Below are 21,652 nucleotides of genomic sequence, written 5' to 3' on the forward strand. Positions count from 1 at the left end.
ATGATGATTCGGCAGAAATATAGTAGTGTGAGAGAAAATTTCATCCAAAGACGTTATGGTGTGAGTCTAGGCAGACGTTATGCTCTGGCAGCTGCAAGTGTTGTTCTATTTAGTGTATTAGGGTATTCTCAAGTCGATAGTAATAAAAGTGCCCTTGCCCAATCTAGTTTACCTCAGCCAGAAACTCCATCGCAAAAAAAAACACTCAAGACTGATACAAAAATCCTTGAATCTAGCAATAAGTTTGGCTTCAAACTATTTTCAGAACTTCTGAAAAGTGATAATGGTAAGAAGAACGTTTTTATCTCACCTTCGAGTGTCGCGATCGCTCTAGCTATGACCTACAATGGCGCGAGCGGCACGACTCAACTAGCGATCGCAAAAACCCTAGAATTACAGGGAATGAATCTGGAAGAAATAAACTCTTCTTACAAGGCAGCATTAAAGCAGCTTTTAGATAATTCAGATCCACAAGTACAACTGAAGATTGCTAACTCGCTTTGGGCAAATAAAAATGTTAGCTTTCGGCCAGACTTCCTCCAGAGAACGCAGGATTTTTATCAAGCTAAGGTCAGCAATTTAAATTTTCGAGATCCCACAGCGCCTAATATTATCAATAGCTGGGTAAAAGAGAATACTAATGGCAAAATTGAGCAGATAATTGGAAAAATTGAACCAAGTCAGGTGTTGTTTCTGATTAATGCTATATATTTTAAAGGAAAATGGAGCAAAGAATTTGATAAAAATCAAACTGCTCAATACCCTTTTTACAGCATACCTGGTAAAGCAAAACAACACCCGATGATGTCACAGGACGGTGACTATAGATATTATGAAAGCAAACAATTTCAGGCAGTTAGTTTACCTTACGGCAAAGATGGTAAATTCAGTTTTTATATATTCTTGCCCAAACAGAACTCTAACCTCAATGCCTTCTATCAAAACTTGAATGTTGAGAACTGGGAAAAATGGATGACTCAGTTCAGCGAACAAAAAGGGTTTATTCGTTTACCCCGTTTCAAAACAGATTACGACGTTACACTCAATGATGCCTTAAAAACTTTAGGCATGGAGGAGGCTTTCAGCGACAAAGCCAATTTTTCCGGCATGGGTAAAAATTTTGCCATTAGCGAAGTTAAGCATAAAACTTTTGTGGAAGTGAACGAAGAAGGCACGGAAGCGGCTGCGGTTACTTCAGTGGGTATAAGAGCAACAGCTTTGAGACTAAAACCAGAACCATTCCGAATGATTGTTGAGCGTCCATTCTTCTGTGCCATTAGAGATAATCAGACGGGAAGGGTTTTGTTTATGGGTTCAATCCTCGATCCGCAGTAAAAAATTCAAAATTCCTTCATTTTGAATTTTGTAGACGCCCGAAGGGCAGCTGATTGGAGAGTATTTTGAATTTTGAATTTTAGGGTAATGTCGCTTCAGAAATACTCAGAGTGTTGTTGACATCAGCTTTCGAGGAATCGTTTGCTGCAACGGGTGCAGTTATTTCCCCAGTGGCGATGTCTTCCGTCTCACTGATTAGCCCTCCAGGACGCAGGGCACTTAAAGCAGTCTTAATCACAACAGCTGTAGGTACTGCCACAATTACACCCAACAGTCCGCCAATTCTTGCCCCTGTTAAGACTGAAATTAAAATCCAAACTGGATTTAAACCAGTAAAGCTACCTAAAATTCGGGGGGCAATTAAGTTTTCGAGAATTTGCTGTACGATTACTGCTGCTATCAACACTCTCACACCCATTGAGAAATCTTGCAGCGCAACCAATAGTGTAGTCAGGGCGATGCCTACAGAACCGCCAAAGGGGACGAGAGCCATCAGGCCAATAGTTAGACCAAATAGTAGACCAAATGGCACTTTCAGCCACAAAAAGGTAGGAATGAGGGCTGATGCCATGCAAGTAGATAAAATCAGCTGGGTAATGAAGAAATTTTGGAAGCTGAGGCGGACTGTTTTGGAGAAAGGATCGCGAAATTTAGAGGGTAACCATTCTACTAAACTTTGCCAGAGTTCACCCCCATGCTGCAAAAGGTAGAAAGTCAAAACCATCGTCAAGAGAATATCTAGCAGACTAGTGACTGTAACTACGGCCAGATTTAAAACTTGTCCAGCGATCGCTTGTAATTGTCCCTTGACGCGATCATTGATTTGCACCACCAGAGCATCGAGGTTAATCGGTAAGCCGAAAGTCTCGGCTTTTTCATTTAATATCATTAACTGAGAGCGTCCAGAGTCGATCAACTCTGGTAAACGAGCCACCAGTTGTTGGGCTTGGGTAAGGGCCAGCGGAATAAGTGTAACACCCAACGCCAATAAAATTGATAAAGCCAAGAGAAATACTAGGATAGCGACTTGCTCTCGCCTAGCACCTTGATGCTCCATCCAGCTCACGGGGTAGTTGAGCAGAAATGCTAGCACTGAGGCTCCAACTAAAATGACTATGAGAGAATGGAAATAATTAAAAAATACCGAAAGTGCCCAACCATTTAGAACTAGCAGCGGTAGGAATAACGCGATCGTTACGATTCGCGCTATTGGTGTGAATGTTTGCCACCAGTCGAGTAGCTTGCGTGTCTGCATTTTGAGCTGATTGCGGGATAGAACTAAGTTAAATCTTTCTTTACAGCTTATTATCTCTGACTATATGAGTCTTATTCATCCTTCTAATTTAGGAGTTAGACTAACCTACATGGAAAATTTTGAACCGAAACAGAATAGGGATTGGGGAAGTGGGGGATCAGGGAGCAGGGAGCAGGGAGCAGAGGGGAAAGAAGTAATTTTTAATTCTCCCCCTTGCATCCAGCAAAGAGCCTCTTTGCCTCTTCTCCCCAATCCCCATTACCCCTTATCCCCAGAGGGAACCCCGAGTTCCCCAATCCCCAAAACACAGTTGCTTTTATATTTGATTCCGATCATCGGCTTTTTTCCATCCTTGTGGACTCTCTATCGGGGCCAGGGTAGTCGGGAACAACTTGCTATTAGTCGTCTGTCTATTACTTTGGCGCTTACTTGGCTGTTGGGATATCTATTATTAGCTACCGGTGCAGCAACTTCAGATTTTTTGACGCTACGTCTATTTATCCTCAATAGCTTTCTCACATCAGGTTACTTTTTAGTAAGTGTCTGGTTGATTTTGCGCCTGATGCAGGGCAAATCTGGGCGTTTACCAGGGTTTAATACTTTAGCAGAACGAGTCCTGGGTAAGTATTTATCTTAATTTTTTCGGATGATACTTTTCCAGTATTTTTACTTATTTCCTAAAAAAATCCGGTTGATTTATCTATATATCTAGTCAAATCTAGTTTATTATTGCCATACTTCAGTAAAACATCTCTAGATTGGCCCAAAAGAAGGAAAAATGTTGCTATAAGTGTTGTGGTTGACACTACATTAAAAAAGTTAGCACTGATAATTAAGAGTTAGCTATTATGGGTTGATTTGTCTGCATGTTTTTAGTCTGCAAATTTACCGAATTTGATTAGTGAGTAAGTGTGAGGAAGTCTGTGACCATTCAAAGAAGTTCGGCGGAAGAAAATCAGTCAGGAAAAGCCTCTAAGTCCAGTAAAAAAATTTCTCAGAACTCGAAATCCGGACGTTGGCTGTGGTTTTGGGTAGGGATGAGTGGTATTGCAATGGTGTCAGCAACAGCAGGGGCGCTTTTGGCGGTGTCTTTAACCAGTACGCCTTTGCAACAAGCCCAGCTAAGTCCAAAGGATGAGGCCGCCTTTGATGGCGATCGCATCTCTGGAGGTGGGCTGCGATTTTCACAATTAACTCGCCCAGTGAATCTCTTAATTATGGGAATGAGCGTACTCCCACCGGATATCCAAAACCCTCCTGAAGAAACCAAAAACCTCAAATACCTGCCCCAGGTAAACTCCTTTGATGGTCTTTCCGATGTGATGCTCTTGCTCAAATTTGATCCAGAGACGAAAAAAATAATCATGCTCTCCATTCCCAGAGATACCCGCACAGAAATAGAGGGGTATGGAGTGAAAAAAATTAATGCTGCCAATGTTGACGGTGGCCCAGCTTTGACTGCTAGAACCGTCAGTAATCTCTTAGGTGGGGCGGGAATTGATCGCTATATCCGAATTAACGTTCTGGGAGTTGCCAAGCTAATCGATGCTTTAGGGGGCGTAACAGTCTACGTCCCCAAAGATATGAAGTACCAAGATGATTCCCAGCATTTGTACATCAATTTGAAGGCGGGTAAGCAGCATCTCAACGGCGATAAGGCACTGCAATTGCTGCGTTTCCGCCATGACGAACTCGGAGATATTGGCCGGATTCAGCGGCAGCAAATGGTTATGCGTGCTTTGATGGATCAAGCACTCAACCCAGCTACTGTGGCTCAATTACCTAAAGTTCTTGAGGTAGTTAAAGAACACATTGATACCAACTTGACGGTTGAAGAGTTATTGGCGCTTACGGGTTTTGGGGTGCGAACAAATCGCTCTAATATGCAAATGTTAATGCTGCCAGGTCGCTTTAGCGAGAAGAATGAGTTTGATGCTAGCTATTGGTTGCCCAACAAAGATGGTATTGCCAAACTGATGGCTCAACATTTTGGTTTGGAATCAGAACAGGAACAGCAGGCGACTGCAACTGATCCACGCTCTTTACGTGTAGCAATTCAAGATAGTACAGGTGGCGATCGCTCTAACCTTCAACCATTAATTAGAGCCTTGGAAAAATTTGGATATCGCAACATCTATGTAGCCAAGGCATGGGGTGAACCTCTAGACGTAACTCACATTGTCGCCCAGCAAGGAGATAGTGACACTGCCGAATCAATTCGCAGCACTTTGGGATTTGGCGAAGTGCGTGTGGAAAGTACTGGCAACCTCGGCTCGGATATCAGTATCCAAGTGGGTCAGGATTGGTTGCAACAAAAATCTATTTTAGAGGAGTCGCTGACCAAATAATTACTAATGACGCTCGCGGACTCGCTATCGGTACGCTAACGTAATTTGTAATTAATTACAAGTTATGTTGACACCCTAAAGTGATCAGATCCATATTTCTAACTGAACTGTTTACACTGGCACAAATGCTGTTGACAGTGAATTTACTACCTGGTTGAGTTGTTGGAGTTTAGCTGCTACCACACCATTGGTTAATAATTCTTCTGCCTTAGCTAAAGCCTCTGGCATATCTGGACAAATACCACTCCGCCATAGGTAAAATCCGCCATTCCATAAGGCTGTTTGCATCAATTCACCTGGTTTACCTGCCAAAACTGCCTGAATATCCGCCACTAGTTCTTCAGTAGTTCCAAGGGGTACGTTCTTGGTAGTAAAGCCGTAATCACGCGGTACGAGGTGCAATCGTTCTAGCTCTTGGGATGCTACGGATGAAGATAAGCTAATGATTGCAGTGCGATCGCGTGGTAAGTCGCAACTACCTTCCAATCCTTTCACTAATGTAAATTTCGTTACCCCCCGCAGCTCTAGAGCTATCTGAAACATACCTTCTGTCGGTGGATGAACAAACCCAGCAATTACGTGAGCATCCGCAGCATAAGGACACCAGATTAGCTCCATTGTTGCCAAGGGCGGACGTTTGCCAAGTTGGTCGCGGTACTCCCAAATACTTTTAGTTAAGGGAAAATGCTGAGGTAGATAAATAAATCCGATTCCGGTTTGCTCAAATACTTGCTGGGTTTTTGCTAGTGGTAGGGTAGTCCAATCGACTCCTAAACCCTGCCAAATATCTATTAGGGGTAAGCCGTACTTAGTTGGTAGGCGAGCGCCACCGTGCATCACCACTGGTTGTCCAACTGCGGCGAGTAGTAAAGCTGTTACCGGACTAATTGGTGCTGTGCGTGTTCTGCCATCATAGGGGATGCCAAAAGCGATCACTGGTCGCCCAGAGACGATTGGTTGCAGTTTTGGCCCCAGTTCATCATAGGCATCCAACATTCCTGCTAACTCTTCCCCTGTAGGACGCTTGATTCGATGAGCAATCAAAAACGCTCCGATTTGGGCTGGTGTAGCTTCACCTAGCAGCATCATTTTAGTAGCAGTGGCTGCTTGGGCGCGAGTTAAATTCTCAGCTGTGTGGTTTCCGCTACCTACTTTTTGCAGGAATTCCCTAAATACATTGCTCATTTATCCTTTGTCCTTTGTCCTTTGTCCACTATCATTTGTGAAAATGACTAATGACCAATGATTAATAATTAATGACTAATAACTAATTACACTTAAGAAGCCGATCGCTGCTGATCAATTTGTAATGGAATATTTTCGCCTACGAGTTGCCAAAAGTGCTTGATGGGGGGAATTTGGAGTCGGTCTTGAGTTGTTACCATAACTACCCGACGAGTCAAACTGGAACCATCTGCTAAACCACTAGTATTATTGCTGGCTAAGGAACGAATCGCCAGGGTAGCGTCTTGGCGTGCTTCCACTAATGCTGATTGAGGTAGCAAAGCGATCAGTTCTCCTTGGCGTACCACTCCCCGGAAGGCATCTAGGGTATTTACCTCTAAAGCTGCCTGGAGTTTAGCTTCTATTCGCTCAAATCTATCTTGTATTAAGCGCTGCATCCCATAACCATCTTTGAAAACCACTTGAGGATAACGAATTAGCTCTGACCAAGGGACGCATTCATATTGGGCTAGTGGATGATTAGCTGCGGTTAGAACTTTTATAGGTTCATCATAAAGTACTTCTACCACCATTTCTCTACCAGTGGTTAAAAAGCGATTATTCATTACAATTGCTAAATCCACCAATCCATCTTTAAGGACTTTGAGGGCGCGATCGCTTCCCAATGAAGTTACGCGCAATTGCACATCTGGATAATCATGACAAAATTTTTGCAACACTGGTGGTAAGTAAGATCCACAAACAGAGTGAATCGCGGCAATGCATAGTTCTGGCTGCTTTCCGGCTATTAAATCAGCTAATTCTTCTGTAGCTGTCTGCCATTCTTGGCAAATTTTGCGGACACGGGGTAGTAAACATTCACCTCCAAGTGTCAATTTTCCATGACTTGTTCTGTGAAACAGTTCTAGACCTAAATCTGCTTCCAATGCCTGGATTTGGCGACTAATCGTCGATTGGGTGACACCACATGTTCGCGCTGCTTGTTGAAAGCTGCCGGTTTGGGCGATCGCTAGAAAGGCTTGCAACTGCTCTAGGCGCATTTTTATGTAGCCTGAATTACATTTATTGGTTTCATTAAGTTAACGGATTTTTAACTTAAGTTTGGTAGGGTTTGCTACAGGTCTTTTCTTGAGATTTCTATTTGTGTAAATCAGGTTTTACTGCCTTTGTCGTCAATTATCCGCTTTGCACGGAATTTTTTGGTAAATTTCGCTAAAAAAGACTCGACTATTTTCTTCTGTAATATATAAATTTTTAGATAAGATTTTCAATTCATCACACATCGCTAGATTTTAAAACATCCTCTTAGTAATCTTTTGGCTATGGGTGGTTTTTCGGGTGCTAATAATTCGTACTTTTTTTATCCTGGCTCTACTTGCTCGCTTTTAGTGTAGATACAATTTCAATAGTTTCGCTCAACAATTCCGACTAAAACTTTCATTAAATCTTCTAAATCATCTGGTAATGAATAAATTTTTATATCTGCTATAATTTGTTGTGCTTTAATATCAAGTCTTCCAAATCGCCAGACATCACCAATAGTAACGGCTCCATACTGAAAAGGTTGTTCTTCAATTTGGGATAAAGCAATTAATTCAACAGCTAGTTGCGTAAATCCTCTCGTAATATCATCATTTTTTGCTTCCACAACTAAAAGGTTCTGGTCTGCACGGAGGAGATAATCAAGATTTCCTTTGAGCCACTTACTTACCGCAAGTGGGTACTCAATTCGTAGCTGACAGTCACAATAGTATGTAGCAACTTCCAATAAAATTGGTGCAACCAAAGTTTCTCGACGCGCTGTTTCACTAGTCAAACTAACCCGTGGAAGCGTCCGTTCAATACGGTCTTTTAATTCTTCTAATCGGTCTAGAAGTTTTTGGGTTTTTGGTAGCGATAACCTTGAGCGTACCAAAGTATAACCAAGCTCTGCTAAGATTTCTTCTGGTTCATAGGTCATTTCAAAATATGAGCGAAAGGTATATTCACGGTCTTCTTGAAGGATTTTAGGTTTTGCCATAGTTCACTACAATGGGAGCATTATTACTTCTTATTCTGATTGTGCCTTACCTGCGATAACCCATTAACCGCTAATAGATACAAATACAAGAAATTTACCATTCAGCTAAAGCGATCGCTATTCTTTGTTGCAAATCTGGTGTGAATGCGGCGTTATTTGCTAACTGCTGCAATTGTTGATAGGCGGCTTCCCCATCCAAATTTTTCAATGCAGCGATCGCATGTAGTCTTACCGATGCATTATGATCAGTTAGCAGCGAAATCAATGGTTCAATAGCTTGCATTTTGCCTAACTGTCCTAAAGACAAGGCGATCGCACTTTTGATGTTAGCAATCTCTGCGGCTGGATGCTGCGATCGCAGTATTTGCAGTAAGATTTCTGCGGCTGGTGTAGTTAACTGCGGCTTTTGCACTTGCCCCAAAACTGTGACAATTTCTTGCCAAAGTGTCTCGGATGTGATTTGGTTAAATGCTGTTTGTAAATATTCCAAACTGGATGGCGTCCCCACCCAATTTAAAGCGCGAATGGTTTCTAATTGCAGCGTTATCGGTGTCTGGGGTGAAATCAGCAAATCAAATAAGTATTTGGCAGCGTCATCACCACCTATCCGAGAAAGGGCAATTGCGGCTGCACAACAAACCTCAAGGTTAAAGTCGTAAAGCTTGGGTTGCAGTCTTATTACCAAATCTAATGCTTGGCGTAAGTCGGGGCGAAAACCTAAACCAAGAACTGCTGCACGCCTAACTGTAGCAGCGATATCATCCAAAGCGTCTAATAAGATTGGTGGTACACGTTCGTCATGAAAGCTACTGAGGGCTTCAATTGCAGCAGTGCGGATTGTTGCTTGTGAATCTTGCACTATACTCAATAGCGGTGTGATAGTTTCTGTTTGCGGAATACAGGAAAGCGATCGCACTGCTAAAAGCCGTGTATCTTCATCTAATAAAAGTTCAGTTAGTGAAGTAATAGCAACAGTACCCATTTGCCCTAGTGCCGTAGTTGCGATCGCTTTGAGTTCTTCATCCTCATCGGTTTTCAACAATTCTACCAAGGGGGCGATCGCTTCCGGGTGCTGAAACTCACCCAAAGTCCGCGCTGCATACCAGCGTAATTCTTCTTCTGCATCTTCATCTTTTAAGATGTCAATGAGTGGTGGGATGGCAATTTTTCCCAAGTGAGTCAGCACTTTGGTGATTTCCCAGCGTTGTTGAAAATCCCCCATCTCTAACATTGAAAGTGTTAATGTCAGCAGATATTCTTGATTTTTAACTATCTCTGGATGTTTAAAATCTGTCTCTAAAATTAATTGTTGTAAATATTGAATTACTGATGACCAATCAGCTGCATCGTATGCTGTTCGGGCTTGCACCAAAAGCTGGTTGATATTACTCACGATACCCTGAATTGTATTGTTTAACTTGGCTTGACTACAACTGAATTGCTCTCAATCTTGGCGGCGTAAGTTTTAAGCGCTTCTGTCGCTGGGCCTTTTTGAACTTTACCATCAACCCCAAATTCCGAACCATGACAGGGACAGGCGAATTTTTTTACCTCAGCTTTCCATGCTACAGTGCAACCTGCGTGAGTACAGGTAGGGTTAACAGCTGTCAGATTTGCAGCTTTAGATGTGCCAACTACCAATACAGGCCCAGCAGGTGAGTTTTTAGCCAGCAATTGGCCAGTCTTATCTAATTCTGCCGAGGTGCCTACTGTTTGCCAATCCCCAGATGTTGAAGTTGTTTGAGAAGAACAGGCTGCGATCGCTACAGGTAGAGAACTCGCTATCCAACCCAAACCTACCCAATTAATAAAATCACGACGTTTCATAGCTGCTGAAATAATATCTAAGTTTTAGCTAACATCTGCTACTCAATTTTAGATTTTGGATTTTGGATTAATCTATGGCAGTCCAAAATCGCTTCAGTTATTTTAAATACTTTTCATCAAGGGCTTTTTGTGGCTCATTAACTGACTTTGATGCAAAAAATGCATAGCTTTCATACTTTTTCAGCAATTTTACCAAAAAATCGTAACAATTTATACGATTTTAACAGAAATCTCCCTTTAACTTATGAGTATCGAAATTGTTACATGAACAGTATCTAAAGCTGCTTGACAAATTTCCCAGATGTAAATATTGACAAGTTTTCCTTAATTAATCACGGATTGGGGTTTCGCTTTGGAATGCTCCTAAGCAAATATTAAGTTTTTATTCCCAAACCTTCGTAGATACAACACCTGATGGAACTAGGGGTTGATGTTGGGCAATTATCACCATATTTAGTAATTTGTAACGATCAGACTCATGACAGACACAGCAACTACCACCAACCTCAATAAGTTTGAGAAATTCAAAGCAGAAAAAGATGGACTCGCCGTCAGGGGTGAGATAGAGAAATTTGCTGCCCTTGGTTGGGAAGCAATGGATGAAATTGATCGAGATCATCGACTCAAGTGGGTGGGTGTGTTTTTTCGCCCAGTCACCCCAGGCAAGTTTATGATGCGGTTACGGATGCCCAACGGTATTCTCACCAGCAGTCAAATGGGTGTTTTAGCCCAAGTGGTGCAGCGCTATGGAGATGATGGCTGCGCTGATATTACTACCAGACAGAATATCCAATTACGAGGGATCAGAATTGAAGATTTACCAGATATCTTTAATAGATTTGACACAGTTGGTTTAACTAGCGTTCAGTCAGGGATGGATAACGTCCGCAATATCACAGGCGATCCTGTGGCGGGGTTGGATGCAGATGAGTTGTACGACACACGAGAGTTAGTACAGCAAGTTCAAGATATGCTCACCAACAAAGGGGAAGGAAACCCAGAGTTTAGCAACTTACCACGGAAGTTTAACATTGCGATCGCAGGTGGAAGAGACAATTCAGTTCACGCCGAAATCAACGATTTAGCTTTTGTTCCAGCATTTCAAGAAGCAGGGGAGCAAAATTTAGCCTCTGTCCATTCCCAGCAAAAAATTTTCGGGTTTAACGTTTTAGTGGGTGGCTTTTTCTCAGCCAAACGATGTGAAGCGGCAATTCCTCTAAATGCTTGGGTGCTTCCCGAAGATGTAGTAGCTGTATGTAGAGCGGTTTTGGAAGTCTTTCGTGATTATGGTCCGCGTGCCAATCGGCAAAAATCCCGCCTGATGTGGCTAATTGATCAATGGGGTTTAGAAAAGTTTCGAGCAGAAGTAGAAAACCGTTTGGGTAAATCATTGTTACCCGCAGCAGCAAAAGATGAAATCGACTGGGAAAAACGCGACCACATCGGGGTATATAAACAAAAACAACCGGGATTAAATTACGTAGGCTTGCACATTCCAGTAGGGCGACTATATGCTGAAAACATGTTTGAAATTGCCCGTCTAGCAAAAGTTTACGGTAGTGGTGAAATCCGCTTTACCGTTGAACAAAACATCGTCCTTCCCAACATTTCTGACTCATGTTTAGCAACATTTTTAACAGAGCATTTGCTGGAAAGGTTTTCCATTGAGCCAGGTTTGTTGACGCGATCGCTAGTTTCCTGTACAGGCGCACAATTTTGCAACTTCGCCCTGATCGAAACCAAAAACCGCGCTCTGGCAATGATTAAAGCCTTAGAAGAAGATTTAACCTTCACCAAGCCAGTACGAATTCACTGGACAGGTTGCCCCAATTCTTGTGGACAGCCCCAAGTTGCAGATATTGGCTTGATGGGAACTAAGATTCGCAAAAATGGCAAAACCTTGGAAGGCGTTGACATATATATGGGTGGCAAAGTCGGCAAAGATGCTCATTTAGGAACTTGCGTCACCAAAGGCATACCATGCGAAGACTTGCAGCCAGTATTGCAAGATTTACTAATCAAAAGCTTCGGGGCAAAACTCAAGCAAGAAGCCTTAGTAGTTAGTAACTCTTAATACTTATCGGAGGTATTGGTCAGCCCCTTCCCTGCGAGACGCTACGCGAACGGGGAAGTCAAAAGTCAAAGGTCAAAGGCTCAACCTTCAAGCTTAAAGGCTCAACCTTCAACCTTTAAGGCTTAACCTTCAGGCTTAAAGGCTTAACTTTCAACCTTTAAGGCTTAATCTTCAGGCTTAAAGGCTTAACTTTCAACCTTTAAGGCTTAACTTTCAGGCTTAAAGGCTTAACCTTCAACCTTTAAGGCTTAACCTTCAGTCTCAAAGGCTCAACTTCCCCCTACTCCTCGGGCACTGAGCGTAGCCGTACCCCTACGGGGAAGCAAGCTACGCGCAGCGTCTCGCAGAGAAGTGCTGCTCCCCCTACCTCTTCTCCGTGTTTTATTCAATTTAGATAGATTGAAATGCTTAAAAACTTATTTTCATTCAGCGATCGCTACCGTATCTTACATCAGACTTGGTTTGCTTTCTTTCTCACCTTTGTGTGTTGGTTTAACTTTGCCCCCTTCGCTACAACTATTGGCAGAGAACTACATTTAGCGCCAGAGCAAATCAAAACTTTGGGCATCTGTAACCTGGCCCTGACAATTCCTGCCCGATTAATTATTGGGATGCTTCTGGATCGTTTTGGCCCCAGAATCACCTATTCAATCTTGCTGATGTTTGCGGCTGTTCCTTGTTTAGCGACCGCACTAGCGCAAGATTTTAATCAATTAGTTATCAGTCGTTTGCTGATGGGAATTGTCGGATCTGGGTTTGTTGTCGGTATCCGCATGGTAGCGGAATGGTTCCAGCCGAAGGAGATGGGCATTACTCAAGGCATTTATGGGGGTTGGGGCAACTTTGGGGCTTTTGGTGCAGAGTTTGCCTTGCCGATACTTGCAATTTCTACTAGCTTTTTAGCTGGTGGTGCTTCTAACTGGCGATTAGCGATCGCACTTACAGGGATTATTGCAGCTATTTACGGCGTAATTTATTACAACAGCGTCCAAGATACACCCACAGGTAAAGTCTATAAGAAACCTCAGAAAAATGGTTCTCTGGAAGTGACCAGTATTAAAAGCTTCTGGGCGATGATTATCTCGAATTTTGGCTTGATTTTCGCCTTGGGTTTATTAGCTTGGCGCTTAGAACAAAAGAACATTCACTTCTTAACTTTGAGCCAAATGTATCTGGCTTGGTTGCTATTAGCAGGATTGTTTACTTACCAAAGTTATAAAGCTTGGCAGGTAAACCGAGAACTTTTAATTGGTAAGAAAACTTACGCCCCATCTGAACGCTTTCAATTTGGTCAAGTAGCTTTACTCGAATTCACTTACATAACAAGCTTTGGCAGTGAACTGGCAGTTGTTTCTATGCTCCCGGCATTTTTTGAAAAAACCTTTGGTTTAGAGCATGTTGTCGCTGGGATGATTGCTGCTACCTATCCCTTCCTTAACTTAATTTCTCGTCCTAGTGGTGGCTTAATTTCTGATAAATTTGGCTCACGTAAATGGACAATGACAATTATCAGCGCTGGTATTGGTGTTAGTTATTTAATGGCACATTTTATTAATAGTAACTGGCCAATTCCGCTAGCGATCGCAGTTACAATGTTTGCCGCTTACTTTGCCCAAGCTGGCTGCGGTGCAACCTACAGCATTGTACCCCTAATTAAAAAGGAAGCCACAGGACAAATTGCCGGTAATGTGGGAGCTTACGGTAATTTTGGCGGCGTGGTTTACCTGACAATTTTTAGTTTAACTGACGCATCTACACTATTTAACACAATGGGTTTAGCTGCCATAGTCTGCGCTTTCATGTGTGCCTTCTTCCTCAAAGAACCAAAAGGTTCCTTTGCCGTTGCTTATGAAAGTGAACTGCCAGAAACCGCAACTAAAAACTCTATTTTCTTAACTGAAGAATAATCAACTGAAGGATGAAGTCGTAAATTCACTATTAAATCTGAATAGGAAACTTTAGACTTCATCCTTCTATAAAAGTCTTAATTCATGAAAATCTCTTTTTCTTTTCTCTGCGCTCTCTGCGTCTTGGCGGTTCGTTAAAAAAATTTATGAAAAAACGAACCGCAAAGGACACAAAGGAGAGGCAGCGCGTTGCGGGGGTTCCCCCCGTTATAGCGACTGCCGTCACAAAGGAATAAGAGTTTTAAAGAGTTTTTGTATTACGTACAAATTTATCAAACTGCCGCTACATCTGAGGTTGCACAACCGAAATAACAAAATAGTATAACCGCCATGAGTGAATTTACCAAAACCCTTTGTCCTTACTGTGGTGTTGGCTGTGGTTTAGAAGTTTCACCCCCAGCCCAACATGGCAAAGCAACTAATCGAGATAGCCAAGGAAATCCAAATTGGCGAGTCCGGGGCGATAAAGCCCATCCATCCAGTCAGGGAATGGTTTGCGTTAAAGGTGCAACAATCGCGGAATCTTTAGATAAAAATAGATTACATTACCCAATGGTGCGAGATTCTTTGGATCAAGAGTTCCGGCGGGTTAGTTGGGATGAAGCTTTTAATATAATCACGCAGCGCATTCAAACTGTGTGCTTTACCCAAGGCCCAAAAGCCTTATGTATGTACGGTTCTGGTCAGTTTCAAACTGAGGATTATTACATAGCCCAGAAACTCATGAAAGGCTGTCTGGGTAGCAATAATTTTGATGCTAACTCTCGCTTATGTATGTCTAGTGCTGTAGCTGGCTACATTCAAAGCTTTGGTGCAGATGGCCCGCCCTGCTGTTACGAAGACTTGGAGTTAACTGACTGTGCATTTTTAATTGGTACTAATACAGCTGAATGTCACCCCATTGTTTTTAACCGACTGGAGAAATATCACAAAAAGAACCGCAAAGTCAAAATGATTGTGGTTGATCCCCGTCGCACACCAACCGCAGAAGCCGCTGATTTGCATTTAGCGATTCGTCCTGGTACAGATATCGACTTGTTAAACGGCATTGCCCACTTGTTGATGCACTGGAACTACATTGATACGATGTTCATGGACGACTGCACCAGCAACTTTCCCGCATATGCGGAAGTGATTCGCCACTATCCCCCAGAAGTGGTAGCTCGTCAATGTGGAATCAGCATTGAAGATTTAGAAACAGCAGCTCGCTATTGGGGTCAATCACAGCGAGTATTGTCTTTGTGGTCAATGGGTGTAAATCAATCGTCAGAAGGGACGGCTAAGGTCAGAACTATCATTAATCTGCACCTGATGACTGGACAGATTGGCAAACCTGGCGCAGGCCCTTTTTCCCTCACTGGTCAGCCAAACGCAATGGGAGGACGGGAAGCCGGAGGTTTGGCGCATTTATTACCGGGTTATCGGACGGTGAAAAATCCTCAGCACCGCGCAGAAGTTGAGGAGTTTTGGGGACTCAAGCCAGGACAGATTTCGCCCAATCCCGGTTTGACTGCTTGGGACATGATTACTGAGTTAGAAAATGGTGCTGTAGAGTTATTGTGGATTGCAGCTACCAACCCAGCTGTAAGTATGCCAGATTTGGAGCGGACGAAGAAGGCATTATTGCGATCGCCTTTTACTATTTACCAAGACGCTTATTATCCTACAGAAACCTCTGCTTACGCTCATGTTCTACTACCAGCAGCTCAGTGGGGTGAAAAAACTGGTGTGATGACAAACTCCGAACGAGTGGTAACTCTATGTCAAGCATTTCGCCAACCGCCAAGAGAAGCTAGAGCAGATTGGGAAATTTTTGCAGAAGTTGGACGGAGATTAGGTTTTGAGAGAGAGTTTGCTTTTGCTAACTCTGCTGAAGTTTATGCCGAGTTTGCCAAACTAACTAAAACTCGCCCCTGTGATATGACAGGTATCAGTCATGAGCAATTACAAGCAGAAGGTTCAACTCAATGGCCTCATCCTGAAGAAAGCAGGGGGAGCAGAGGAGTAGGGGAAGCAGGGGGAGAAGCATCTGCTAATCGCTCTGGGAAACGGTTATACACTGATTTGCACTTCCACACCCCTGATGGACGCGCTCGATTTGGGGCATATTACTCAAAGGGATTGGCAGAACCACCAGACCCAGATTATCCGTTTGTGCTAACTAATGGGCGACTTTATGGACACTGGCATACGCAGACACGCACCGGGCGGATTGAAAAAATTTGCAAAATGCATCCCGAACCGTTTATCGAAATTCATCCCCGTGATGCTGCTCACTTAGGTATTGTAGATAATCAGTGTGTAGAAGTGCGATCGCGTCGCGGTAAAGCTAAGTTTCCGGCAAAGGTGACAAAAGCGATCGCGCCTGGTACAGTTTTTGTCCCCATGCATTGGGGTTCGCTGTGGGCAAACAATGCCGAAGCTAATGCCCTCACCCATCCCGAATCTTGTCCTGATTCGCTGCAACCAGAATTAAAAGCCTGTGCAGTGCAGCTGATACCAATTTCTGTGCAGGTAACAGTTAAAGATTATCAACTCCAGTCCTCACAATTGTAAGCTCTTAAGTGTACCGCTCAAAAGATAATTTATAACCAGCAATAGGTAATTTCGTCAATAGTCAATAGTCAATAGTTATTATCATTTTTTATGACTATCTAATTTTGGTTGTTACCAATTACTATATCTAAAGAGGTTAAATCTCTCCTAAGAAGAGGTTTTACTAGCCTCGATTTTAGCTACGGATAAAGAATAAAAAATTTACAAAGCTTTAGCAACTCCTCGTTTTTTAATCCTTTAGATTTATCTATGGGATTTTATTTTATTTGAGAATTGGGTGCAGCATTATGAGAAAGCTACTAAGGCAAATTTCAGTAACTACCAAAGATGAGAACTTCATGCACATTATCGAAAACATAGAAGTGCTAGTTTCTAAAGCTCTATCTATTTTTATGGTAATTGTAATTTTGGTAGCGATCGGGGATTTAGGAATATTTATTTTTAAAGAGTTATTTACAGCGCCTTATGCAAAGTTTAACACAACATTGTATAAAATTTTTGGGCTATTTTTGAATATTTTAATTGCTTTAGAAATCTTAGAAAATATCACAGCTTATTTACGAAAACACGTTTTTCAAGTTGAATTAGTTATTGTCACATCTTTAATTGCTGTTGCCAGAAAAATTATTATTCTTGACTTAGAAAAAGTTCCAGGTATTGATATAATTGGTTTAGGAATTGCTATTCTCGCCCTCTCAATTAGTTATCTGATAATTCGTCTAAGTAATTCCAAAAATTGACGTTAAAAATAAAGGCGTAATCAGCTGTTTTCAGGCATAAATGTACTTAAATATAGGTTAAAATAAAAATTCTGCCAATATAATATAGTATATTTGATACTTAAAATTAGCCTAAACTGTATTTTGGACAAATAATTAATGTGCGATCGCTAGATAAATCTTGTTTTTAATTGATAATTTATGTAACTGAGATATAAAAATTATCGATGATTAAAAACCCTTAATTTTGAATGCTCGAATTTTGAATACTTACTTATGGCAGATTTCTTTGAATTTGAAGCAGACTTTGTTGATTCCCTGCGCTGCATCCCCATGCAGGTGCGTTGTAAATTAGATACCTGTGGCATCAAGCTAAAATTGTCTGATTGGAATCAAATGACTACAGCCGAACGTCAAGCTTTAGTCGAATTACCTTGCACTACAGAAACGGAAATTCAGTCTTACCGCGAGCATATCCAGCAATTAATTTTACAACGCACGGGTTTAGCAGCTATAAAATTGCCCATCGAGCCTCATCCTGCATGGCTAGACTCTGCCATTGTACCAGCCAGCATCCAGGAAAAAGCTCAAGAAATAGGTGTAACCCTGACAGAGCAACATTGGGCAGCTTTAACGCCGTTACAGCGTTTTGCCTTGATTAAACTCAGCCGCCCAGGACATGAAAATAAAAACTTTCCGAAAGCGATCACAGAATTCCATCTGCTTTAATTAGTCAATAGTCATTAACAGAACAAATCTGTAAGATGAATTACACCTTGTTAACTTGCCGCTTAAATGATACATTACAGCACAGTTAGTGCCGTAATGTATCAGAAATTACCGCATAGGCTAACGCCTAACATAGCTGACTCTAAATTAATATTTACTTTATAGACAACTATTAACTATTGACTAATAGGTGAGGGTAACAAAAATATGGCTGCAAAAAAACTTCTGATGCTTATTGGGGACTATGTAGAAGATTATGAAGTAATGATTCCTTTCCAGGCGTTGCAAATGGTGGGACATACTGTCCATGCAGTTTGCCCCGACAAAAAAGCTGGCGACAAGGTGCGGACAGCAGTTCACGACTTTGAAGGAGACCAGACTTACAGCGAAAAACCCGGTCACAATTTCACTTTAAATGCTACGTTTGCAGAAGTAGAAGTGGCAACCTATGATGCTTTAGTCATTCCCGGAGGACGAGCACCAGAATATATCCGTCTGAATCAGCAGGTGCTAGAAATCACCCGTCACTTTGCCCAAACGAATAAACCGATTGCTGCCATCTGCCACGGCTTGCAGTTATTGGCAGCTGCTGATGTGCTGCAAGGCAAGAGATGTACTGGTTACCCTGCTTGTAGCCCAGATGTCAAGAGTGCTGGAGGGATTTATGTCGATATCCCTGTTAATCAGGCAATAGTTGATGATAACTTGGTGACAGCACCAGCTTGGCCTGCTCATCCCCGTTGGCTGGCAGAATTCCTCACAGTACTTGGAACTAAGATTGAACACCCAGAACTGGCTACAACTGTTTGAGGCAAGATACGGGAAATCTTTTGATTCAATCTTCGGGGCAGTTTCTTTCACTACTCCCTACTCCCTGCCCCGAAGGAGCTTAGTCAATTATCAGTGGCAAAAACAACAGATAACAGACAACTGAAAATCATATAGTTTTTTGATGAAACTATATGCAGTGAAAACTACTATTTTTTGATAAATTGCCGTGGGTTTAATTTACAACTAGGATGTCAAGAGTACAGCACCGATACAATCTGATTTATCCGCCTAGCAAGCCAGGTTGAGGACAAACTCTCAGCAAATGGAATACTTATTTACATTAGGTGAAACAATTTGAAATTTTGCATCGGAAATTTTAAATTTCTTAGCAGGAAGTGAAGCTATAGTGGATTTAGCAATGCTGCTGTTAATGTGGCTAAGGTTAGTCCTGCTGCCAAATTATATGAAGAAGAATTAGTTTAGAAACGCACTCTAACTCGATGACAGGCAAAAACGCAAGACATAATGCATTTCTGCGGCTAGTGTCTGGTAATGGGGCAGCTTTTGGATCAGAATCTCGCTATTCGCTGCCCCCCAGTAAAGAGATGGTAATTGGACGCGACCCCAGCTGCCAAGTTGTCTTGGATGCCATGACGTATCGAATGGTATCTCGTCGTCATGCAGTGGTTCGTCCCCTCTCTATATCCCCAGATAGCAAATTCAGCTGGGTGCTTTGTGATTTAAATAGCGCTAATGGCACTTATTTGAATGGACAACGCTTGTATGAATGTCAGGAACTGCACCCAGGCGATCGCTTTTCTCTAGGTGCTGATGGTCCACAATACGTTTTTGAGTACGAGTTTACCTACCAAACCCCGGCCACAACAGTTAACCAAGTTACACCATTACCTTCGGCAACAAACTACCACAACCACACGCAATTAAAGCAGCCAGATTCTGTTAGCTTCACCCAGCTTTTTCCGATTATTTCTACTGGTAAAGATTTAACTCGTAAAGCTTACCTCATACCGGGAATACTGACCGTAATTTTTGTAGTGCTAATGTTTGCTACAGTTGGTCAGCCCCGAGCTAATCAAGTGATCGTAGCAAGTTACATCGCCTTCGCTGCCTACTATTTTGTTTACCAACTTTGCGGTAAACAGAAGCCTTGGTGGGTGCTAATGGGTGCGGCATTGGGTACAACGCTGATTTTACTCAGTCCGCTGTTGGATTTATTTATCTTTGTGTTTCGCATCCTACCTGGAAGCTTGCCCTTACCCCAAGAATCTATTAGCTTTACAGAGTTGCTGGTGCGGATGTTTTTTGGGGCTGGCTTGATGGAGGAATTACTTAAGGCATTGCCTGTACTAACGGCGTTTGCCATCGGTAGAATGTTGTCTTCACCTTGGCGGGAACGGATAGGCGTCTGGGAACCTCTAGATGGTATTCTCCTGGGAACAGCTTCTGCTGTGGGTTTCACTCTATTGGAAACTCTGGGTCAATATGTACCGGATATAACTCTAAATGTCGCGCAACAAGTGGGTACAGGCGCTGCTGGTCAACTGGCGGGTTTACAGCTGCTAATTCCGCGAATTTTAGGCTCTGTAGCCGGACACATGGCTTATAGTGGCTACCTGGGTTATTTTATCGGGTTGGCTGTCCTCAAACCCAGTAGAAGTTGGCAAATTCTTTCTATTGGTTATCTTAGTGCCTCTGCTCTCCATGCCCTGTGGAATGCTACAGGATCAATTAATGCCTTGCTGTTGGTAGTTGTAGGGGTGTTATCTTACGCCTTTTTGATGGCGGCAATTCTCAAGGCACGGGCGCTGTCACCGACGCGATCGCAAAATTTTGCTACCCGATTTCTGGGCCCAAAATAAAAGGGGAGGGAGGGAGGGAGTGAGGAAGAAATAATCAATGTCTAATGATTCTTGAATATTTATCTCTTGGGATAGATGGCCTAGTTTCAAAATTAGCCCACTGTAAACTTATACTGGTACAACTATACCTAAAAAATAAAGATCATTAAACCTTTTACAAAAATCTTGATTTTTGACTCTTTCTTTGCGCCTCTGCGTAAGACAAACCAACATCTTTCCAAAAGACGCCTCTGAACAGAGTGAGTACAAAGGGGGGGCTACGCGAATACAGCGCCCAATGAAAAAAATTTAGCTTTCTCTACTTTTCTATTCCCTGTCACCTGTCACCTGTTCCCTATTTAAGGTTCAGACTGAGACTTGTTGAGTTGAGTAAAAGCATAGTAAGCGATCGCTAAACTAACCTTTGCTTTGTCTACTTCTGATAAAGCTGTCCATTCACTATTGTTAAGATTACTAACCGCAGATGACACGTTTTGTGATTCGCTACTCCGCATCGCGTAAGCAAAAGGACGAGCCAAAACTAAAAGATCCTCTGTTCCCCAAGTTGGTAGTACTGTCTGAACGCACTCAACCAGTTGCTCACCCATTGATTGCTGGGCAGCAAAAATTTCAGCAGCTTTGGTAGCGATGGTGTTGAGCAATCCTTGGGGGATACAGGCGGCAAAAGTAGTGCGTAATGTTTCTTGAAGATTAAGCACTACTGCCTGTTGTCGGTTGCTATTGTAGTCTGGTACAGAAGCAATACCAGACCAAAGTGTGTCTAGATGGCTGTAAAAATCTTGCGATCGCGTTGTCAGTTCTTCCTCAAGCAAATCTTGCATTCCAAACTGTTGTTCTAACTCGTGAAAATAAGCTTCTGACTCTTCATCCGCTGGATTCCAGGGATAAGTAGCATCGTCTGGTTCCAGTAACGCTTCCAATAACTCTAAATCTATTTGAGACGGCAAAGAAGAGTAAGTGTCTGAGCCGTTACTTTTATTAGCCATTTTTTCTTACCTCACAATTATTTGGTGGTATTGACAGCTACAATTCCCAAGAAGAGATTT

At 42.4% G+C, this 21,652-nt stretch carries 17 protein-coding genes; 10 read left to right on the forward strand and 7 right to left on the reverse strand.

The features are described from left to right. The first annotated feature begins 3 nt into the window (after positions 1–3). A complete protein-coding gene (locus V7K40_RS18305; RefSeq protein WP_334962160.1) occupies positions 4–1,335 on the forward strand; it encodes a serpin family protein in 1,332 nt (443 codons plus the stop codon). Positions 1,336–1,414: 79 nt separating this feature from the next. On the opposite strand, the gene V7K40_RS18310 is transcribed toward V7K40_RS18305, so the two are convergent. Then, the gene (locus tag V7K40_RS18310) at positions 1,415–2,590 is read right to left on the reverse strand and encodes an AI-2E family transporter (RefSeq protein WP_334962078.1); all 1,176 of its coding nucleotides are present in this window, start codon (positions 2,588–2,590) and stop codon (positions 1,415–1,417) included. Positions 2,591–2,885: 295 nt separating this feature from the next. On the opposite strand from V7K40_RS18310, the gene V7K40_RS18315 reads away from it, so the two are divergent. Both V7K40_RS18315 and V7K40_RS18320 read left to right on the forward strand, forming a co-directional pair. Then, positions 2,886–3,227, forward strand: a complete 342-nt coding sequence (locus V7K40_RS18315) for a hypothetical protein (protein ID WP_334962162.1) — start codon at positions 2,886–2,888, stop codon at positions 3,225–3,227. 286 nt (positions 3,228–3,513) lie between these two features. Continuing rightward, positions 3,514–4,938, forward strand: coding sequence for an LCP family protein (locus V7K40_RS18320; protein WP_334962080.1), 1,425 nt, complete (start codon positions 3,514–3,516; stop codon positions 4,936–4,938). A gap of 111 nt (positions 4,939–5,049) precedes the next feature. On the opposite strand, the gene V7K40_RS18325 is transcribed toward V7K40_RS18320, so the two are convergent. The 5 genes from V7K40_RS18325 to V7K40_RS18345 all read right to left on the reverse strand — a co-directional run bounded on the left by V7K40_RS18325 (position 5,050) and on the right by V7K40_RS18345 (position 9,970). Further along, positions 5,050–6,123 carry an anthranilate phosphoribosyltransferase family protein gene (locus V7K40_RS18325; RefSeq protein ID WP_334962083.1) on the reverse strand — a complete coding sequence of 358 codons (1,074 nt, stop codon included), beginning with the start codon at positions 6,121–6,123 and terminating at the stop codon, positions 5,050–5,052. A gap of 92 nt (positions 6,124–6,215) precedes the next feature. Further along, positions 6,216–7,163, reverse strand: a complete 948-nt coding sequence (locus tag V7K40_RS18330; RefSeq protein WP_334962085.1) for a LysR family transcriptional regulator — start codon at positions 7,161–7,163, stop codon at positions 6,216–6,218. Between the two features lie 362 nt (positions 7,164–7,525). After that, positions 7,526–8,143 (reverse strand): hypothetical protein, encoded by a 618-nt coding sequence (locus V7K40_RS18335; protein WP_334962087.1) that lies wholly within the window; start codon positions 8,141–8,143, stop codon positions 7,526–7,528. A gap of 94 nt (positions 8,144–8,237) precedes the next feature. Next, a complete protein-coding gene (locus tag V7K40_RS18340) occupies positions 8,238–9,539 on the reverse strand; it encodes a HEAT repeat domain-containing protein (RefSeq protein ID WP_334962164.1) in 1,302 nt (433 codons plus the stop codon). A 17-nt stretch (positions 9,540–9,556) separates the two neighbouring features. Continuing rightward, positions 9,557–9,970, reverse strand: a complete 414-nt coding sequence (locus V7K40_RS18345; protein WP_334962089.1) for a ubiquinol-cytochrome c reductase iron-sulfur subunit — start codon at positions 9,968–9,970, stop codon at positions 9,557–9,559. Between the two features lie 478 nt (positions 9,971–10,448). On the opposite strand from V7K40_RS18345, the gene V7K40_RS18350 reads away from it, so the two are divergent. From V7K40_RS18350 to V7K40_RS18380, 7 genes are all read left to right on the forward strand, one after another. Beyond that, on the forward strand, positions 10,449–12,044 hold the full coding sequence (locus V7K40_RS18350) for a ferredoxin--nitrite reductase (RefSeq protein WP_334962091.1): 1,596 nt from the start codon (positions 10,449–10,451) through the stop codon (positions 12,042–12,044). Positions 12,045–12,448: 404 nt separating this feature from the next. Further along, positions 12,449–13,951 carry a NarK family nitrate/nitrite MFS transporter gene (locus tag V7K40_RS18355; protein WP_334962093.1) on the forward strand — a complete coding sequence of 501 codons (1,503 nt, stop codon included), beginning with the start codon at positions 12,449–12,451 and terminating at the stop codon, positions 13,949–13,951. A gap of 330 nt (positions 13,952–14,281) precedes the next feature. Beyond that, positions 14,282–16,507 (forward strand): nitrate reductase, encoded by a 2,226-nt coding sequence (locus tag V7K40_RS18360; RefSeq protein WP_334962095.1) that lies wholly within the window; start codon positions 14,282–14,284, stop codon positions 16,505–16,507. Between the two features lie 287 nt (positions 16,508–16,794). Beyond that, positions 16,795–17,247, forward strand: a complete 453-nt coding sequence (locus tag V7K40_RS18365; RefSeq protein ID WP_334962097.1) for a phosphate-starvation-inducible PsiE family protein — start codon at positions 16,795–16,797, stop codon at positions 17,245–17,247. A 255-nt stretch (positions 17,248–17,502) separates the two neighbouring features. Further along, entirely contained in the window at positions 17,503–17,955 is a 453-nt protein-coding gene (locus V7K40_RS18370) for a nitrate reductase associated protein (RefSeq protein WP_334962099.1), read from the forward strand. A gap of 207 nt (positions 17,956–18,162) precedes the next feature. Next, positions 18,163–18,765, forward strand: coding sequence for a DJ-1/PfpI family protein (locus V7K40_RS18375; RefSeq protein ID WP_334962101.1), 603 nt, complete (start codon positions 18,163–18,165; stop codon positions 18,763–18,765). A 461-nt stretch (positions 18,766–19,226) separates the two neighbouring features. Then, on the forward strand, positions 19,227–20,606 hold the full coding sequence (locus V7K40_RS18380) for a PrsW family glutamic-type intramembrane protease (RefSeq protein ID WP_334962103.1): 1,380 nt from the start codon (positions 19,227–19,229) through the stop codon (positions 20,604–20,606). Positions 20,607–20,944: 338 nt separating this feature from the next. Here V7K40_RS18380 and V7K40_RS18385 read toward each other — a convergent pair whose 3' ends face one another. Continuing rightward, positions 20,945–21,592 carry a hypothetical protein gene (locus tag V7K40_RS18385; RefSeq protein WP_334962105.1) on the reverse strand — a complete coding sequence of 216 codons (648 nt, stop codon included), beginning with the start codon at positions 21,590–21,592 and terminating at the stop codon, positions 20,945–20,947. Positions 21,593–21,652: the final 60 nt, after the last annotated feature.

It is taken from the genome of Nostoc sp. (assembly GCF_036917195.1).
Lineage (GTDB): Bacteria > Cyanobacteriota > Cyanobacteriia > Cyanobacteriales > Nostocaceae > Nostoc.

Excerpts from the sequence above, each read along its gene's own strand:
- V7K40_RS18325 (WP_334962083.1), bottom strand. The coding sequence starts at position 6,123 with ATGAGCAATGTATTTAGGGAATTCCTGCAAAAAGTAGGTAGCGGAAAC.
- V7K40_RS18355 (WP_334962093.1), top strand. The coding sequence starts at position 12,449 with ATGCTTAAAAACTTATTTTCATTCAGCGATCGCTACCGTATCTTACAT.
- V7K40_RS18330 (WP_334962085.1), bottom strand. The coding sequence starts at position 7,163 with ATGCGCCTAGAGCAGTTGCAAGCCTTTCTAGCGATCGCCCAAACCGGC.
- V7K40_RS18310 (WP_334962078.1), bottom strand. The coding sequence starts at position 2,590 with ATGCAGACACGCAAGCTACTCGACTGGTGGCAAACATTCACACCAATA.
- V7K40_RS18365 (WP_334962097.1), top strand. The coding sequence starts at position 16,795 with ATGAGAAAGCTACTAAGGCAAATTTCAGTAACTACCAAAGATGAGAAC.
- V7K40_RS18345 (WP_334962089.1), bottom strand. The coding sequence starts at position 9,970 with ATGAAACGTCGTGATTTTATTAATTGGGTAGGTTTGGGTTGGATAGCG.
- V7K40_RS18350 (WP_334962091.1), top strand. The coding sequence starts at position 10,449 with ATGACAGACACAGCAACTACCACCAACCTCAATAAGTTTGAGAAATTC.
- V7K40_RS18375 (WP_334962101.1), top strand. The coding sequence starts at position 18,163 with ATGGCTGCAAAAAAACTTCTGATGCTTATTGGGGACTATGTAGAAGAT.
- V7K40_RS18305 (WP_334962160.1), top strand. The coding sequence starts at position 4 with ATGATTCGGCAGAAATATAGTAGTGTGAGAGAAAATTTCATCCAAAGA.
- V7K40_RS18360 (WP_334962095.1), top strand. The coding sequence starts at position 14,282 with ATGAGTGAATTTACCAAAACCCTTTGTCCTTACTGTGGTGTTGGCTGT.
- V7K40_RS18370 (WP_334962099.1), top strand. The coding sequence starts at position 17,503 with ATGGCAGATTTCTTTGAATTTGAAGCAGACTTTGTTGATTCCCTGCGC.
- V7K40_RS18335 (WP_334962087.1), bottom strand. The coding sequence starts at position 8,143 with ATGGCAAAACCTAAAATCCTTCAAGAAGACCGTGAATATACCTTTCGC.
- V7K40_RS18380 (WP_334962103.1), top strand. The coding sequence starts at position 19,227 with ATGACAGGCAAAAACGCAAGACATAATGCATTTCTGCGGCTAGTGTCT.
- V7K40_RS18385 (WP_334962105.1), bottom strand. The coding sequence starts at position 21,592 with ATGGCTAATAAAAGTAACGGCTCAGACACTTACTCTTCTTTGCCGTCT.